Annotated in this window: 14 protein-coding genes; 7 read left to right on the top strand and 7 right to left on the bottom strand. The window is 71.4% G+C overall.

Annotated elements, in window-relative coordinates; genetic code table 11:
- Positions 1-3: 3 nt before the first annotated feature.
- Together N7925_RS11825 and N7925_RS11820 are read left to right on the top strand one after the other, a co-directional pair.
- Positions 4-855 carry a class I SAM-dependent methyltransferase gene (locus N7925_RS11825; RefSeq protein WP_274343835.1) on the top strand — a complete coding sequence of 284 codons (852 nt, stop codon included), beginning with the start codon at positions 4-6 and terminating at the stop codon, positions 853-855.
- Positions 856-1,003: 148 nt separating this feature from the next.
- Positions 1,004-1,450, top strand: coding sequence for a hypothetical protein (locus tag N7925_RS11820; RefSeq protein ID WP_274343834.1), 447 nt, complete (start codon positions 1,004-1,006; stop codon positions 1,448-1,450).
- A 191-nt stretch (positions 1,451-1,641) separates the two neighbouring features.
- On the opposite strand, the gene N7925_RS11815 is transcribed toward N7925_RS11820, so the two are convergent.
- Positions 1,642-2,835, bottom strand: a complete 1,194-nt coding sequence (locus tag N7925_RS11815) for a winged helix DNA-binding domain-containing protein (protein ID WP_274343833.1) — start codon at positions 2,833-2,835, stop codon at positions 1,642-1,644.
- A 355-nt stretch (positions 2,836-3,190) separates the two neighbouring features.
- Positions 3,191-4,240 (bottom strand): L-glyceraldehyde 3-phosphate reductase, encoded by a 1,050-nt coding sequence (gene mgrA / locus N7925_RS11810; protein WP_274343832.1) that lies wholly within the window; start codon positions 4,238-4,240, stop codon positions 3,191-3,193.
- 262 nt (positions 4,241-4,502) lie between these two features.
- On the opposite strand from mgrA, the gene N7925_RS11805 reads away from it, so the two are divergent.
- The 4 genes from N7925_RS11805 to N7925_RS11790 all read left to right on the top strand — a co-directional run bounded on the left by N7925_RS11805 (position 4,503) and on the right by N7925_RS11790 (position 9,645).
- Positions 4,503-5,264, top strand: coding sequence for an isoprenyl transferase (locus N7925_RS11805; RefSeq protein WP_073741104.1), 762 nt, complete (start codon positions 4,503-4,505; stop codon positions 5,262-5,264).
- Between the two features lie 393 nt (positions 5,265-5,657).
- Positions 5,658-6,980, top strand: coding sequence for a PhoH family protein (locus N7925_RS11800; RefSeq protein ID WP_026290223.1), 1,323 nt, complete (start codon positions 5,658-5,660; stop codon positions 6,978-6,980).
- A 389-nt stretch (positions 6,981-7,369) separates the two neighbouring features.
- Positions 7,370-8,095, top strand: a complete 726-nt coding sequence (locus N7925_RS11795; RefSeq protein WP_274343831.1) for a transglycosylase SLT domain-containing protein — start codon at positions 7,370-7,372, stop codon at positions 8,093-8,095.
- Between the two features lie 167 nt (positions 8,096-8,262).
- Positions 8,263-9,645: an AI-2E family transporter gene (locus N7925_RS11790; protein ID WP_274343830.1), complete on the top strand. Its 1,383-nt coding sequence runs from the start codon at positions 8,263-8,265 to the stop codon at positions 9,643-9,645.
- Positions 9,646-9,721: 76 nt separating this feature from the next.
- Here the strand turns inward: N7925_RS11790 and N7925_RS11785 are convergent, their stop codons facing one another.
- A complete protein-coding gene (locus N7925_RS11785) occupies positions 9,722-10,255 on the bottom strand; it encodes an alkyl hydroperoxide reductase (RefSeq protein ID WP_265599609.1) in 534 nt (177 codons plus the stop codon).
- 12 nt (positions 10,256-10,267) lie between these two features.
- Positions 10,268-10,822 (bottom strand): peroxiredoxin, encoded by a 555-nt coding sequence (locus tag N7925_RS11780; protein ID WP_007452441.1) that lies wholly within the window; start codon positions 10,820-10,822, stop codon positions 10,268-10,270.
- 133 nt (positions 10,823-10,955) lie between these two features.
- Here N7925_RS11780 and N7925_RS11775 point away from each other — a divergent pair, with 133 nt between their 5' ends.
- Complete coding sequence (locus N7925_RS11775) at positions 10,956-11,942, top strand: hydrogen peroxide-inducible genes activator (RefSeq protein ID WP_274343829.1); 987 nt, start codon at positions 10,956-10,958, stop codon at positions 11,940-11,942.
- Between the two features lie 64 nt (positions 11,943-12,006).
- Here the strand turns inward: N7925_RS11775 and N7925_RS11770 are convergent, their stop codons facing one another.
- Genes N7925_RS11770 through N7925_RS11760 form a run of 3 tightly spaced genes read right to left on the bottom strand, consistent with a single transcriptional unit; the run spans position 12,007 to position 15,598 of the window.
- Positions 12,007-14,394, bottom strand: a complete 2,388-nt coding sequence (locus N7925_RS11770) for an ABC transporter permease (RefSeq protein WP_274343828.1) — start codon at positions 14,392-14,394, stop codon at positions 12,007-12,009.
- Positions 14,391-15,077, bottom strand: coding sequence for an ABC transporter ATP-binding protein (locus tag N7925_RS11765; protein ID WP_274343827.1), 687 nt, complete (start codon positions 15,075-15,077; stop codon positions 14,391-14,393). The genes N7925_RS11770 and N7925_RS11765 overlap by 4 nt, the downstream gene beginning before the upstream one ends.
- The gene (locus tag N7925_RS11760; RefSeq protein ID WP_018956160.1) at positions 15,074-15,598 is read right to left on the bottom strand and encodes a PadR family transcriptional regulator; all 525 of its coding nucleotides are present in this window, start codon (positions 15,596-15,598) and stop codon (positions 15,074-15,076) included. The genes N7925_RS11765 and N7925_RS11760 overlap by 4 nt, the downstream gene beginning before the upstream one ends.
- Between the last annotated feature and the right edge of the window lie 18 nt (positions 15,599-15,616).

The following is a 15,616-nucleotide window of genomic DNA, read 5'->3' as shown; positions in this document are numbered from 1 at the left end:
CGTATGTCCGAACCATCCGAACCTGTCCCCGGCCCTGCCCCCGTTCCCGGCCCTGCCCCCGTCCCCGCACCCCTCCCCTTCGACTCCGCGGCCTCCCGCGACCGGTTCGAGGCTCTCGTCGCCGAGGCCGACGCCGTGTCCGTGGACGGCTGGGACTTCTCCTGGCTGGAGGGCCGGGCCACCGAGGAGCGCCCCTCCTGGGGGTACGCCCGTGCGATGGCCGACCGCCTCGGCCGGGCCCACGCCGCGCTCGACCTCCAGACCGGGGGCGGCGAGGTCCTGGCCGCCGCACCGAAGCTCCCCCCGGTCACCGTGGCCACGGAGGCCTGGCCGCCCAACATCGCCCGCGCCACCGCCCTCCTGCACCCGCTCGGGGCGGTCGTCGTCGCCGACGAGGACGAGCCGCCGCTGCCCTTCGGGGACGCCGCCTTCGACCTCGTGGTCAGCCGCCATCCGGTCACCACGTGGTGGGAGGAGATCGCGCGGGTCCTCACCCCCGGCGGCACGTACTTCTCGCAGCAGGTCGGCCCGGCCAGCGTCTTCGAACTCGTCGAGTACTTCCTCGGCCCCCAGCCGCCCGAGGTCCGCCGCGGCCGGCACCCGGAGGACGCACGGGCCGCCGCTACGGCGGCCGGACTCGACGTGGTCGACCTGCGCTCCGAGACCCTGCGCACCGAGTTCCACGACATCGGCGCGGTGGTCTACTTCCTGCGCAAGGTGATCTGGATGGTCCCCGGATTCACCGTCGAGCGGTACCGGCCCCAACTGGCCGCACTGCACCGGCAGATCGAGGCGGAAGGACCGTTCCGCGCCCGCACCGCCCGCTTCCTGATCGAGGCCCGCAAGCCCCGGTGACGGCGGCCGGGACCCATCCGCCGGTCAACCCGCGTCCCCCGTACGCCAGTTCAGCCTTGCCCCGGAGGCAACGGGATCGTGCGGGCGGCCGTCCTACTCGACGGGACGCACGCACAGCGGAGGGCACAGCGAAGGAGGAGGAGTGGTCATGACCCTGGAGAGGGAAGACTGCGCGGCGACTGCCGGGCGGGCGCGGCACGGCAACGCCGACTGGCTCACGGGGGCCAGGATCACCGCCGTCCTCGGGGTCTACTACCGGCCCGAGGGCCGGGCGGGCGAGCCGGAGGCCGTCGAGTTCGTCCTCTCGGACGACCAGTCCGTCCTGCTGACCTGCGCCTCCGACCGGACGCTGCACGTCACCCCGGGCGCCTGGCCGAGGCTGCCCGACTGGTGCGTACCGGCGAGCCGGTGGCAGCACGCCCCGCCCGCGCTCCTCCCGCCGGTGCCGCCCGGGGGAGCGTGGACGGTCGTGGGCACCCAGGAGCTGAGGGATGCCGGCGGGGAGGTGCTCCAGGCCGTCATCCGGTGCGAGGAAGGGGACTTCGTGGTGGTCGCCGGGGACACGATGGCCATCCGCTTCGAGCCCCGGCCCTGACCCGCGAGCCCGCCCCTGACCCGCGAGCCCCGCCCCTGACCCGCGAGCCCCGCCCCTGACCCGTGAGCCCATCCCTGACCCGTGAGCTCCGCTCCTGCCCCGTGAGCCGCGATCCTGCCCCGCGAGCCGCACCCCCGACCCGCACACGCCCACGCACCCCCGTACACCCCGAGTGGACCCCGCCCCGGCGTCTACGCGTGGGGCCCCACCGTCACCGGGCCGACCGTCAGCTCCGCCGCCCCCTCCATGATCGCGGCGACCCGCTCCACCTGCTCCTCCAGCGCGCGCAGCCCGGCCGGCGGCAGGGGCTCCAGCGGCTCCACCGTCACCGCGATCCGGCGGCCCGAGCGGCGCAGGTGCCAGACGCCGGCCACCGTGCCGTCCACCAGCAGCACCGGGAAGTTCCCCGCCTGCCCGCCCGCGAGAGCACGCTCGTACGCCGCCCCCGGGAACAGCCGCTCACGGGGCTGGGAGGCGATGGTGAACGCGTCGAAGTACGGGAGCAGGCGCACGCCGCGCACCGGTGACGCCGGGAAGTCCGTGTCGCCCGCGACCACCCACGCCGGACCCGCGTCAGCGAACATCACCTCCTCGATCGCCCCCGCCGCCGCCAGCGCGGCGAACTGGTCGGCCGCCCAGGGCTTCGGCGCGGCGAGCCAGCGGGCGAAATGGGCGGAGGTGGCCGGCCCGTACGCGCGCAGATACCGCTCGATCAGGGCGGCCGGCGCCCCCGGGCCGGGCAGCGGGGTGCACCCGGGGTTGGTGTACGTCGCCTTCCGCCCCCGGTTCGGGGCGTAGACGAGGGCGCCGCGGTGGCCGGCCAGGTGCAGGACCTGCCGCCAGCGCGGCCACATCGTCTGGAATCCGGGCATCACCAGGTCCCCGGCCCACGGCCCGGTCCGCGCGACGACCTCCTCGGAGAGCTCGTCGATCGTGAGCTCCGCCCCGGTCAGCGTCTCCGCGACGGCCGCGACGACGGCCTCCACCTGGTCCGGGGTCATCCGGGCGTCCTTGGAGAAGGGGTTCGTGGCCGCCGGCACGGCGGACAGGGCCCCGGTCCACAGCGGCAGGTCCGCCGCGGGCAGCAGGTGGACCGTGCCGCGCGGTCCGAACGTCTTGACCAGGGTCCGGTCGGTCCACAGGGCCGTACGGACGTCCGTGCGGGTCAGCCCATCCCCGCGCAGCCCCACGGACAGCTCGGCCGCCGAGAGCACCTGGGCGTGCGCGCCGAGCATCGAGGCCACCGCCGCGCCGGGGGTGGCGCTGGGCGACGCGGTGGCGGCGGCATCCGGGTGGAGGTGCTGGCGGCCCAGCCTCCGGGCGTTCGCCCCGGTCCAGCTCACGGTCGCTGTCGCTGTCGCTGTCGTGCGGGATCGTGTCGTCATGCCGTCGAAGGTAGAGCCCTCAGAGGTCAGGTTCCGTCTTTTACGACTTCGGCGGCGTCAAGTCGATGCCGTACCGCGACCCCTCGATACCGGGGCCGATATCGGGGCCGATAACCGGGGCCGATACCGGGCCGACACCGGCGCCGATATCGGGCGGCTCCAGGGGCTCGACCGACGTCCGCAGCCCTGCCCGAGCGCAGTCCGGTGAATCCGGAGAGTAATGGTGGAGTGGCGCGGCACGCGACAGTACTTACGAAGGGTTATGGTGGAAGCCCCCCCTCGGGCCGGTCCGTATCCCCCCCACGGACCGGCCCGTTTTTTTACGGGCGGACCGGCCCGTCTTTACGCGCCGACGTCAGCTGCGACCGGCCCAGATGTTCGTGCCCGCCGTGTCCACGGCGAAGGCGTCGATCTCCTTCAGCTCGTCGGCGGTCAGCGCCGGGCCCGCGAGGGCGGCCACGTTCTCCTCCAGCTGTTGCACGCTCGACGCGCCGATCAGCGCCGAGGTCATCCGGCTGTCGCGCAGCACCCACGCGATGGCGAGCTGGGCGAGCGACTGGCCGCGGCCCCGCGCGATGTCGTTGAGCCCGTTCAGGCGGCGGACCACCTCGTCGGAGAGCAGGCCCGGGTCGAGCGACTTGCCCTGGGTGGCGCGCGAGCCCTCCGGAATGCCCTTCAGGTACTTGTTCGTGAGCAGGCCCTGTGCGAGCGGCACGAAGGAGATGCAGCCCATCCCGGCCGCCTCCAGGGTGTCGAGCAGCCCGTCGTCCTCGATCCAGCGGTTGATCATGGAGTAGGACGGCTGGTGGATCAGCGCCGGCACGCCCATCTCCTTGAGCAGGCCGGCCGCCTCGGCGGTCTGCTCCGCGTTGTACGAGGAGACGCCCACGTACAGGGCCTTGCCCTGCTGAACGGCGGACGCCAGGGCGCCCATCGTCTCCTCGAGCGGGGTGTGCGGGTCGAAGCGGTGCGAGTAGAAGACGTCGACGTAATCGAGGCCCATCCGCTTCAGGGAGGCGTCGAGCGAGGACAGCAGATACTTCCGGGAGCCCCACTCGCCGTACGGGCCGGAGTGCATCAGATAACCGGCCTTGGTGGAAATGACCAGTTCGTCACGGTACGGGGTGAAGTCCTGGGCGAAGAGCTTGCCGAAGTTCAGCTCGGCCGAGCCGGGCGGCGGGCCGTAGTTGTTGGCCAGATCGAAGTGGGTGACCCCGAGATCGAAGGCGCGGCGCAGGATCGCCCGTTGGGAGTCCAGGGCCCGGTCGTCGCCGAAGTTGTGCCACAGGCCCAGCGAGAGGGCGGGCAGCTTGAGGCCGCTGCGCCCGGTCCGGCGGTACTCCATGGAGTCGTAGCGCGAACCGGCGGCGCGGTAGGAGAGGTCGGGGGAGAGGTAATCAGTCACGTTTCATTCCTTATCACGGAGTTGTGACAGACCGGGTTGGGCCCTCGTGACCCGATCGCAGTAATGTGGCGGCTTCGGGGAATGCCGATGTGCGGCGCGGCGAAGGCCCGCGCGGCCGTGCCAGTGGTAGGGGCGCGGACCGCCGAGGGATCGCGCGGGCGGCGCAGACCGCGCGGCGATCCCCTGCGGGGGACGGCCCCCGGACCCCCGGCGACGGGGAGGGCGGGCCCCTGGCCCGTACGGAACCGAGAGGGTGAACGCAGTGAACTTCCGCGACCTGGTGTACAGGCTCTACGCACGCCGGGTGGGAGGCCGCCTGGACCACGACCAGGTGCCGAAGCACATCGGGGTCATCCTCGACGGCAACCGTCGCTGGGCCAAGGCGTCCGGCGGCTCGGCCGTGCAGGGCCACCAGGCCGGTGCGGACAAGATCTCCGAGCTGCTCGGCTGGTGCAGCGAGACCGATGTCGAGGTCGTCACCCTCTGGATGCTGTCCACGGACAACTTCGACCGCCCCGAGCACGAGCTGAAGCCGCTGCTCGGCATCATCGAGAACACCGTGCGCAACCTCGCCGCGGACGGGCGCTGGCGCGTCCACCACGTCGGCACGCTCGACCTGCTTCCGCCGGAGACACAGTCGGTGCTCAAGGAGGCACAGGAGGCGACGTCCGACATCGACGGAATAATCGTCAATGTCGCGGTCGGCTATGGCGGCCGCCAGGAGATCGCGGACGCGGTGCGCTCCCTGCTCCTGGAGCACTCGGAGAAGGGCACGACCTTCGAGGAGCTGGCCGAGGTCGTCTCCACCGACCTGATCTCCGAGCACCTCTACACCCGGGGCCAGCCCGACCCCGACCTGGTGATCCGGACGAGCGGCGAGCAGCGGCTCTCGGGCTTCATGCTCTGGCAGAGCGCCCACTCGGAGTACTACTTCTGCGAGGTGTTCTGGCCGGCCTTCCGCAAGGTCGACTTCCTCCGGGCGCTGCGCGACTACGCCGCACGCCACCGCCGCTACGGGGCCTGAGGCTTCCTGGAACACGCCTCCTGCCCCGCGTCCCCGATGGCTCCCCTATATAGGGGAGCCATCGCGTATGTGAGGGGGTCACCCCGCGTCCACCGGGACTTCTCCACACCGTGTCATATGCGGCGGCATGGCTTCGCGCGGAAGAGGGAATACCCCTGTCAGGTCGACATCCGGTCATCAACCAGGCGGATGTCGCAGCCAAGTGAGCGGTGCCAAGACCGCTCGCCCGGGAGGCCCTTTGCACACGAAGGACCGTAGACAGTCTGCGGCCGACGCGGTGGCCGTGGTCCGGCCCGCGCACAGGGGCCCGATCCCGGTCCGTCCTCTCCCTTCGGGAAGCTCCGCGACCGTCTGTCGCACTCCCCGACCTCGTCCGAGGGGGTACGTCCTTCCGTGGTGACCAGCAGCAAGCGCCGCATGCCCGACCGGCGCACATACGTTCTCGACACCAGCGTCCTGCTGGCCGATCCCGGTGCCATGGCCCGCTTCGACGAGCACGAAGTCGTGCTCCCGATCGTGGTGGTCACGGAACTGGAGGCCAAACGGCACCACCCCGAGCTCGGATACTTCGCCCGGCAGGCCCTGCGCCTGCTGGACGATTTCCGGGTCCGGTACGGCCGGCTGGACGCCCCGATCCCGCTCGGGGATCTGGGCGGGACGCTCCGTGTCGAGCTCAACCACTCCGATCCCGGCGTCCTGCCCGCCGGCTACCGGTTGGGGGACAACGACTCACGGATCCTCGCGGTCGCACGCAACCTCCAGGCCGAGGGGTACGACGTCACGGTCGTCTCCAAGGACCTGCCGCTCCGGATCAAGGCCTCCTCCGTGGGCCTCCTCGCCGAGGAGTACCGCGCGGAGCTCGCCATCACGGACTCCGGCTGGACCGGCATGAGCGAACTGTCCCTCGCCGGGGAGCAGATCGACCTGCTGTTCAGCGAGGAGACGCTGTACGTCCCCGAGGCCGCCGAACTGCCCGTGCACACCGGTCTGGTCCTCCAGTCCGAGCGCGGCAAGGCGCTCGGCCGGGTGACGGCCGAGGGCAACGTACGGCTCGTGCGGGGCGACCGGGAGGCCTTCGGCATCCACGGGCGCAGCGCGGAGCAGCGGATCGCCCTCGACCTCCTCCTGGACGCCGACGTCGGCATCGTGTCGCTGGGCGGCCGGGCCGGCACCGGCAAGTCGGCGCTGGCCCTCTGCGCGGGCCTGGAGGCGGTGCTGGAGCGCCAGCAGCACAAGAAGGTGATGGTCTTCCGCCCGCTGTACGCGGTGGGCGGGCAGGAGCTCGGCTATCTCCCCGGCAGCGAGGCCGAGAAGATGAGCCCCTGGGCGCAGGCGGTCTTCGACACGCTCTCGGCGGTCGCCGGGCGCGAGGTCATCGAGGAGGTGCTCGGGCGCGGAATGCTGGAGGTCCTGCCGCTCACCCACATCCGCGGCCGGTCCCTGCACGACGCTTTCGTGATCGTCGACGAGGCGCAGTCGCTCGAACGGAACGTCCTGCTGACCGTGTTGTCCCGCATCGGGGCGAATTCGCGTGTCGTGCTCACCCACGACGTCGCCCAGCGGGACAACCTCCGGGTCGGCCGGTACGACGGAGTCGTCGCCGTCGTCGAGAAGCTGAAGGGCCATCCGCTGTTCGCCCACGTCACGCTCACGCGGTCGGAGCGTTCGCGGATCGCCGCGCTGGTGACCGAAATGCTGGAGGAAGGCCACATCTGACGCGCATGCCCCTTTGATGCCGCCCGGCGAGCCAAGGAGCTTAGCCGGGCGGCATGGTGCTGCGCCGTCATTTCCGAAAAACCGAGGGGCCAAACGGGGTGTGACCTTTCCCACGCGAGACAGAATTGCCTCCCGGCGCTCCCGTCCGGCAGAGTCTTGCTTCCGTCAGGCCCCGCATACGGCACTTGGGCACCTCCAGAGGCGCCACGCACCACACAACTCAACACGAGACGTCCGTATGCCGCCCGCGAGCACCACGCGGCAGCCCCCTCACCGGGGTTGCCCATCGGGCCCGTGCCTCCCGTGACCCACGCAGTAGGGAGGCCAGTGTCAGGGGCACGAACGCGCCCGCGAGGTCACCTAAGCGGGCGATGCTGGAAGGACACCATGTGAGCCGGATCTCGGTCCGGGGGTTCGCCGTGGCATCCGCCACCGCGGTCACCACCGTTGGCGCCGTCGTAGGCGTTGCTGCGGGCGGCACACCTGCCGCCGACGACAACAACAACTTCGAGGCGGCCGCAGCCGACACCACGCTGCTCGCAGACATCCCCGCGGGCCAGCAGGCCCAGGTCCAGACCGCTTCGCTGACGCAGCAGGCCGATGCACAGGCCTCCGCCGCCGACGCCGCCGCGAAGAAGTCGGCCGAGGAATCGGCCCGCATCCAGGCCGCCAAGGACGCCAAGTCCAAGAAGCAGGCGGCCGAGGACCGGGTCGAGGCCGAGCGCGAGGCGGAGAAGAAGAAGGCGAAGGAGAAGGAAGACGCCGAGCGCGCCAGCCGTTCTTCCACCCGCGACGCCGCCTCGTTCTCCGCGCAGGGCTCCTACAGCGTGGCCGACGTGAAGGCGATGGCCCGTCAGATGGTCCCCGCGGACCAGTTCCAGTGCTTCAGCAACATCGTGAACCACGAGTCGACCTGGAACTACCGCGCGAGCAACCCGTCCTCCGGGGCGTACGGGCTCATGCAGGCGCTCCCGGGTCACAAGATGTCGTCCGCCGGCGCCGACTGGCAGACCAACCCGGCCACCCAGATCAAGTGGGGCCTCAGCTACATGGACAACCGTTACGGCAGCCCGTGCGGCGCCTGGTCCTTCTGGCAGGCCAACAACTGGTATTAGAGGGAGCGGGCGAAGTCCACGGACCCGCCCTCTCAACCCCGCGAGGCCCCCCACCGTCCGGACGGTGGGGGGCCTCGCGCGTGTACGGTCGCATCCTGGCGGTACCGGGGAGCGTGGGGAAACGCTGAGGAGCGCTGGGTGGCGAAGATGGGGGAAGGAAAGCAAGCATGTCGAAACTACCGGGATGGCTGGGCCGCTTCGGGTCCAAACTGACGGAGCTGGGTGCGCGGCTGGACGAGCGGCGGGCGCGCGCCGCCGCCGATGACGACGACGACCCCCTCGCGTCGCGAGGGGGGCCCGCCGCCCCGGAGGCCGACGACGCCGGGCAGGTGCCCGCGCCGCCCTCGTACGCCCCCTCGGTCGCCGCCAAGCCCGATCCGGTGGCGGCGATCCCGTGGGGGATGCGGGTCGCCGCCGAGGCCGGCTGGCGCCTCCTCGTCCTCGCGGGGACGCTCTGGGTGCTGATACGGGTGATCAGCGCGGTCCAGCTCGTGGTGCTGGCCTTCGCCGCCGCGCTGCTCGTCACCGCGATGCTCCAGCCCACCGTGGTCCGGCTCAAGCGGTTCGGGCTGCCCCACGGGCTCGCCACCGCCGTGACCGCCGTGCTCGGGTTCGTCATCATCGGACTGGTCGGCTGGTTCGTGGTGTGGCAGGTGATGGAGAACCTCGACACGCTCTCCGACCGGGTCCGCGACGGCATCGACGAGCTGAAGCGCTGGCTGCTCGACAGCCCCTTCCACGTCACCGAGTCGCAGATCAACGACATCGCCAAGAACCTCAACGACACCATCGGCACCAACACCGAGGAGATCACCTCCGCCGGACTCCAGGGCGTCACCGTGATGGTGGAGTTCCTCACCGGGCTGCTGCTGGCGATGTTCTCCACGCTGTTCCTGCTCTACGACGGCCGGCGCATCTGGGAGTGGTCGCTCAAACTGGTGCCCGCCGCGGCCCGCCCCGGGGTCGCCGGCGCCGGACCGCGCGCCTGGCGCACCCTGACCGCGTATGTGCGCGGCACGGTGCTCGTCGCCCTGATCGACGCCCTCTTCATCGGCGCCGGCCTCTACGTCCTCAATGTGCCGCTCGCCGTGCCCCTGGCCGTCTTCATCTTCCTGTTCGCCTTCGTCCCGCTCGTCGGCGCCGTGGTCTCCGGGGCGCTCGCGGTGGTCGTGGCCCTGGTCACCGAGGGAGTGTGGACCGCGCTGTGGGCGCTGGTGGTGGTCCTGGCGGTGCAGCAGATCGAGGGCCACATCCTGCAGCCGTTCATCCTCGGCCGCGCCGTCCGGGTGCATCCGCTCGCGGTGGTCCTCGCCGTGGCGACCGGCGGGCTGGTCGCGGGCATCGGCGGCGCGGTGGTCGCCGTACCGCTGGTCGCCGTGGTCAACACGGTGGTCGGCTATCTGCGCTCGTACGCGGAACCGGGCGAGCGGGGCGGCCACCACGGGGCCACCGCCCTGTCGATGAGCCCGGCGCAGGCCGCGCCCGCGCCCCCGGGGCCGCAGAACCCTCCGGGGGAACCCGCGCCGGAGAAGAAGCCTCCGCAGGAGTAGGGAGACGAAAAGAAGAGCCCCGGGGACGGTCGGTCGTCCTCGGGGCTCTTCTCGTATCAGGGGTGGTGCGGTGTCACTACTCGGCGAGTACGGCCTCGGCGTCGAGGGTCACACCGACCGCCTGGATCACCGAAGCGACCTTGACGGCTTCCTGAATGGTCTCACGGTCCACGCCGGCCTTGCGCAGCACCTGCTCGTGGGAGTCCAGGCACTGGCCGCAGCCGTTGATCGCGGAGACGGCGAGCGACCACAGCTCGAAGTCGACCTTCTCCACGCCCGGGTTGCCGATGACGTTCATCCGCAGACCCGCGCGGAGCGTGCCGTACTCCGGGTCCGACAGCAGGTGCCGGGTCCGGTAGAAGACGTTGTTCATCGCCATGATCGCGGCCGCCGACTTCGCCGCGGTGTACGCCTCGGCGGAGAGGTTGGCCTTCGCCTCGGGCTCCAGCTCGCGCAGCACCTTCGGCGAGCGCGAGGCGATCGCGCAGGCCAGCACGGTGCCCCACAGCTGCTGCTGGGGGAGGGCGCTGTTGCCGATGACCGAGCCGAGGTTCAGCTTCAGGTCCTTGGCGAAGTCCGGTATGGCGGACTTCAGTTCGTCGAGAGCCATGTCGGTATCAGCTCACTCGCCCGAGAGGAGCGCGACGGGGTCGAGGGTGTTCTCGCCCTTGGTCCAGTTGCACGGGCACAGCTCGTCGGTCTGCAGGGCGTCGAGGACCCGCAGGACCTCCTTGGGGTTACGGCCCACGGAACCGGCGGTCACCATCGTGAACTGGATCTCGTTGTTCTGGTCGACGATGAAGACGGCGCGCTGGGCGAAGCCGTCCTCGCCCTCGATGCCGAGGTCACGCATGAGCTCGTGCTTCGAGTCGGCCAGCATCGGGAAGGGCAGGTCGGTCAGGTCCGGGTGGTCCTTGCGCCAGGCGTGGTGCACGAACTCGGAGTCACCGGAGAAGCCGAGGACCTGGGCGTCGCGGTCCGCGAACTCCTCGTTCAGCTTGCCGAAGGCGGCGATCTCGGTGGGGCACACGAAGGTGAAGTCCTTCGGCCACGCGAAGACGATCTTCCACTTGCCCTCGTAGGTCTTGTGGTTGATCTGCTCGAACTCCTTGCCGCTCTCCAGCGAAACACAAGCAGTCAGGTCGAACTCGGGGAACTTGTCACCGACAGTGAGCACGCGCTCTCCTTGCAACGTCTGGAATTCCCCTTTTGGGGGCGTTCCTGAGGGTTGGACGAACCCCACCATGGCACAGAGTGCATTGATCACGGAAATAGCTACACTCGGTCGAGATGATCGGAGGTGCCTATCAGTGGGCCAGGGTAATCAGGGCATACGCCCCAAGCAGTCCGGTAAGCCGGCCGGCAAGCAGCCGAGCCTGTCGCAGCTGCGTGCCTTCACGGCGGTGGCGGAGCATCTGCACTTCCGGGACGCGGCGGCAGCAATCGGGATGAGTCAGCCCGCACTCTCCGGAGCGGTGTCCACCCTGGAGGAGGCACTGGGTGTCCAGCTCATCGAGCGTACGACGCGCAAGGTGCTGCTCTCACCCGCGGGGGAACGGCTCGCGGTGCGGGCCGGAGCGGTGCTGGAGGCCGTCGCCGCGCTGATGGAGGAGGCGGAGGCGGTCCGGGCCCCGTTCACCGGAGTGCTCCGGCTCGGCGTGATCCCGACCGTCGCCCCGTACCTGCTGCCCACCGTGCTCCGCCTCGTCCACGAGCGTTACGCGGACCTCGACCTCCAGGTGCACGAGGAGCAGACCTCCTCGCTGCTCGAAGGGCTCGCCGCCGGGCGGCTGGACCTGCTGCTGCTCGCCGTGCCGCTCGGAGTGCCGGGAGTGACCGAGATCCCGCTCTTCGACGAGGACTTCGTGCTGGTCATGGAGCAGGACCACTGGCTCGGCGGGCGGGCGGACATCCCGCGCGACGCGCTGCGCGAACTGCCGCTGCTGCTCCTGGACGAGGGGCACTGCCTGCGCGACCAGGCCCTGGACATCTGCCGTGAGGCGGGCCGCACCGAGGGCGCGCCGGTGACCACGACCGCCGCCGGGCTCTCCACCCTGGTCCAGCTGGTGGCCGGCGGGCTCGGGGTGACGCTGCTGCCCCGGACCGCGGTGACGGTCGAGACCGGCCGCAACGAGGCGCTGTCCACCGGGTACTTCGCGGAGCCGGCGCCCACCCGGCGGGTGGCGCTGGCGATGCGGACGGGGTCGGCGCGGGGCGGCGAGTTCGAGGAGCTCGCGGCCGCCCTGCGCGAGGCGATGGAGCCGCTGCCGGTGCGGCTGGTGGCGGAGGGCGTTTGAGAGCGCGCGTACGGCCGGGGCCCCTGTTCCCAGGAGCCCCGGCCGTACGCGGATCAGGCGGGTGTCACTCGGTGCGCAGTCCGTCCGGGCGCATCATGCGCCACAGCGGCGGCAGCGACAACAGGGTGACCAGCAGGATCAGCGCGCCCCCGACCCCCGCCATCGGCCAGAACAGCCACCAGTCGGAGACCTCCTTCTCGATCAGGCGGACGAGCATCGCCCCGAGGCCCAGGCCGCCCGCGACCGCCACCGCCAGACCGAGCGCCACCGGCACGGCGGTCTGCCACAGCACCGACCAGCCGAGCGTGGAGCGCCGGGTGCCGAAGGCGACGAGCACCGACAACAGCCGCCTGCGCTCACGCAACTGCTCCACCTGGGAGACCAGCATCGACAGGGCGATCAGCAGCAGCACCGCGCTCGCGCCCACCTGGAGTCCGGTCTGGATGCTGGCGTACTGGCGGTCGCGCTCCACCGACTGGATCGTGACGAAGCGCATTCCGGGATCGATCCTGGCCGCCGTGTTGCGTACGTGCTCGGCGACGTCCGGCACGCTCCGGTCGACCCGGATCTGGCTGGTGATCGTCGCTCCGGGCAGCTTGCCCGCGTCGATCGCACCGGTGGTGGCCATGATCCCGTAGTGGGTCTCGCCCATCGGGTCCTCGCGGCCCTGCACGGTCGGGGAGCCGGCGGGCAGCGTCCACCGCACCAGCTTGTTCCCGTAGCCGATCTCGACCTCCTCGCCCTTGCGGGCGGTCTCGTCGATCCAGGCGGTCATGTCCTTGTCGCCCGGCGGGTGGACGACGAACGTGTCGCCGTCCACGCAGGCGTCGATCCGGGCCAGCTCGCGCAGGGTCTCGCAGGTGCCGACGGTCAGCGAGGTGGTGGGCTGCACGTCCTCGTCGGCGTAGACGCCGGGCTTGGACGCGTACGCCGCCACCGATCCGATGACCACCTCCACGCCCTTGGTGGCGCGGAACTGCTCGACGGCCGAGGTGGCAGCCTCGCCGGTGACGTCCTCGGAGTACCCGGCGAACTGGGCCCGCGTCGGGTCCTGGCCGGTCATCCGGTTGAAGTCGGCGTTCATCGAGGCGAACAGCATCTGGAGGGCGACCGCCCCCGCCACCGCCACGGTGACCCCGCTGACCGCGCGGGACGCGGCCCCGCTGCTCAACTGGAGCCTGCGGGTGGCGAGCTGCCAGGGCACCGGGCCGCCGCGCAGCCGGTGCACACACGCCTCGACCAGCCAGGGCAGCAGCAGGGCGAGCCCGAACAGCACCAGCACGGCGCCCGCGGTGATCGGGAACGGGTTCACCGGGGCGTACTCCTCGACCCGGCCCCAGAGCGCGAGCACCACGAGACCCGCCAGCGGCACCGGCAGCCGCCACCACAGGCGGCGTCCCCGCTCGCGCCCCCGGCGCACGACGCCGAGCGGCTCGATCACCACGGACCGCATCGCCACCAGGGTGACGAGGACCGCCGTCAGCGGCACGGCCACCGCGATCAGCGACGCCAGTCGGAGGTCGGGCGCCAGGTCGGCCGGGAACGCGCTGACGTCCCAGATCTCCACCGCGCCGACGAACTGCCGGCCCACCAGGAAGAACGTCAGGCCGAACAGCAGCCCGAGCAGCGCGCCGAACAGCGCCTCCCCGGCGGCGATCCGCCGGGTCGTCCGGATGTCCGCGCCGACCAGGCGCAGCGCGGCCAGCCGCCGGTCGCGCCGGTCGCCGCCGAAGCGCACGGCGGTGGCGATGAAGATCGCGACCGGGGCCAGCAGCACGACGCAGACCATGATGACGAGCACGATCAGCAGGGGCGGGAGGGGAACGCCCTGGCGCTCGTCGCCGTACGCGGCGATCCGGTGGCCGCCGTTGGCCGGCGTCAGGGTGTCGCTGCCCGCGTAGTAGAGGAGTTCACCGGGGGAGAGCAGCCCGGCGTCCCCGACCGTGCCGGTGATCCTGTACGGCAGCCGCTCCCGCAGCAGCTCGTTGCCGGGCTCGTCGAGCAGCTCCCGCAGGGCGGGGGAGACGACCATCGTGTCCGGTGCGGGGAAGCGGTCGAGCCCCGGAGGCAGGACGGGCTTCGAGCCGTCGGGGCGCATCAGATAGCCCGAGACGGTCCGGTCGTGGTACTCGGTGGACGTGTCGATCCGCAGCACCGAGCTGTCCGACTTCGGGGCGTTCGCGTCGGGGAAGTCGGAGATCCGGGCCTCGCTGCGGGTCTGGTCGCGCGCGTTCCGCTCGTCGAGCAGATGCGGTACGGAGGAGGCGAGCAGCAGGAGGGCGACGCCGAGGCCGACGCCGACGGCGGTCAGCAGCGTACGGACCCAGCCCTCGCGGCCCCCGGCGGCGGCGAACCGGATGCCGAGGCCGAGGTCGCGGAGGGTCACCGCGCCCCGCGAGGGCGCTGCCGGACGCGGTGGCGCCACGGGCCGCTTCTCTTCGAGCAGCGTCATACGGCGTGCTCCATGTCGCGGGCCCGGCCGTCGCGCACGGTGACGTCACGGTCGGAGTAGGCGGCGACGCGGGCCTCGTGGGTCACCAGAACCACGGCGACGTTGGCGGAACGGGCGGCCTCGGTGAGCAGCTCCATCACCCGCTCGCCGTTGAGGGAGTCCAGCGCGCCGGTCGGCTCGTCGGCGAAGATCACCTTCGGCGACGCCGCCAGCGCACGGGCCACGGCGACCCGCTGGCCTTGTCCGCCGGAGACCTCGCCGGGACGCTTGGCCCCGAGGCCGTCGACCTCCAGGCGCTCCATCCACTCCAGGGCGGTGCGCTCGGCGGCCTTGCGCCTGACGCCGTTCAGCCGCAGCGGCAGGGCGACGTTCTCCACACAGGTCAGCTCCGGGACGAGCTGGCCGAACTGGAAGACGAAGCCGAAGTCGCTGCGCCGCAGGGCGCTGCGCTCGGCGTCCGACATCGCGGACAGCTCGCGGCCCGCGTAGGTGATGGTGCCGGAGTCGGGCGTGATGATCCCGGCCAGGCAGTGCAGCAGGGTCGACTTGCCGGAGCCGGAGGGGCCCATCACGGCGACGACCTCACCGGGGTGCACGGAGAACGACGCGCCGTCCAGGGCGGGCGTCGAGCCGTAGGTCTTGCGCAGACCGTGCGCGGCGAGAAGGGAGCCTGCGGGAATCACGGGGCCACCACCTTGGCGAGCTGGTCGAGACGGGCGGAGGTCAGTTCCAGCCAGCGCAGATCGGCTTCCAGGTGGAACAGGGCGTGGTCGCAGATCAACTGGTCGGCGAGGTCGCCCTTGCGCTTGCGGTCGGTGAGGACGCGCATCATCCGCAGGTGCGCCGAGCGCTGGGTGTCCAGCAGATCGGCCGCGCTGCGGCCGGTCAGGAGCGCCAGGACGACCTTGGTGTAGAGCGTCGACTGGAGGTAGGGCTCCGGCTTCTCGGGCTGGGCCAGCCAGTGCGAGACATCGGTGATCCCGGCGTCGGTGATGGCGTACCGCTTGCGCTCGGGGCCTCCTTCGCTTTCGACGCCGTCGACCTCGACGAGTCCGTTCTTCAGGAGCCGGGACATCGTCGAATAGACCTGGCCGTAGTGGAGCGGGCGGTCCTGGCCGAACTTCTCGTCGAAGGTCCGCTTCAGGTCGTAGCCGTGTCGGGGGCCGGACTCCAGGAGCCCGAGGAGGGTGTGACCGATAGACATGAGCGGAACTGTACACGG

Source organism: Streptomyces sp. CA-278952 (assembly GCF_028747205.1).
Lineage (GTDB): Bacteria > Actinomycetota > Actinomycetes > Streptomycetales > Streptomycetaceae > Streptomyces.
This window is presented reverse-complemented; position numbering and strand designations above follow the sequence as displayed.

Coding starts and splice junctions, on each gene's coding strand:
- N7925_RS11825 (WP_274343835.1), top strand. CDS start 4: ATGTCCGAACCATCCGAACCTGTCCCCGGCCCTGCCCCCGTTCCCGGC.
- N7925_RS11820 (WP_274343834.1), top strand. CDS start 1,004: ATGACCCTGGAGAGGGAAGACTGCGCGGCGACTGCCGGGCGGGCGCGG.
- N7925_RS11815 (WP_274343833.1), bottom strand. CDS start 2,835: ATGACGACACGATCCCGCACGACAGCGACAGCGACAGCGACCGTGAGC.
- N7925_RS11790 (WP_274343830.1), top strand. CDS start 8,263: ATGTCGAAACTACCGGGATGGCTGGGCCGCTTCGGGTCCAAACTGACG.
- N7925_RS11785 (WP_265599609.1), bottom strand. CDS start 10,255: ATGGCTCTCGACGAACTGAAGTCCGCCATACCGGACTTCGCCAAGGAC.
- N7925_RS11770 (WP_274343828.1), bottom strand. CDS start 14,394: ATGACGCTGCTCGAAGAGAAGCGGCCCGTGGCGCCACCGCGTCCGGCA.
- N7925_RS11760 (WP_018956160.1), bottom strand. CDS start 15,598: ATGTCTATCGGTCACACCCTCCTCGGGCTCCTGGAGTCCGGCCCCCGA.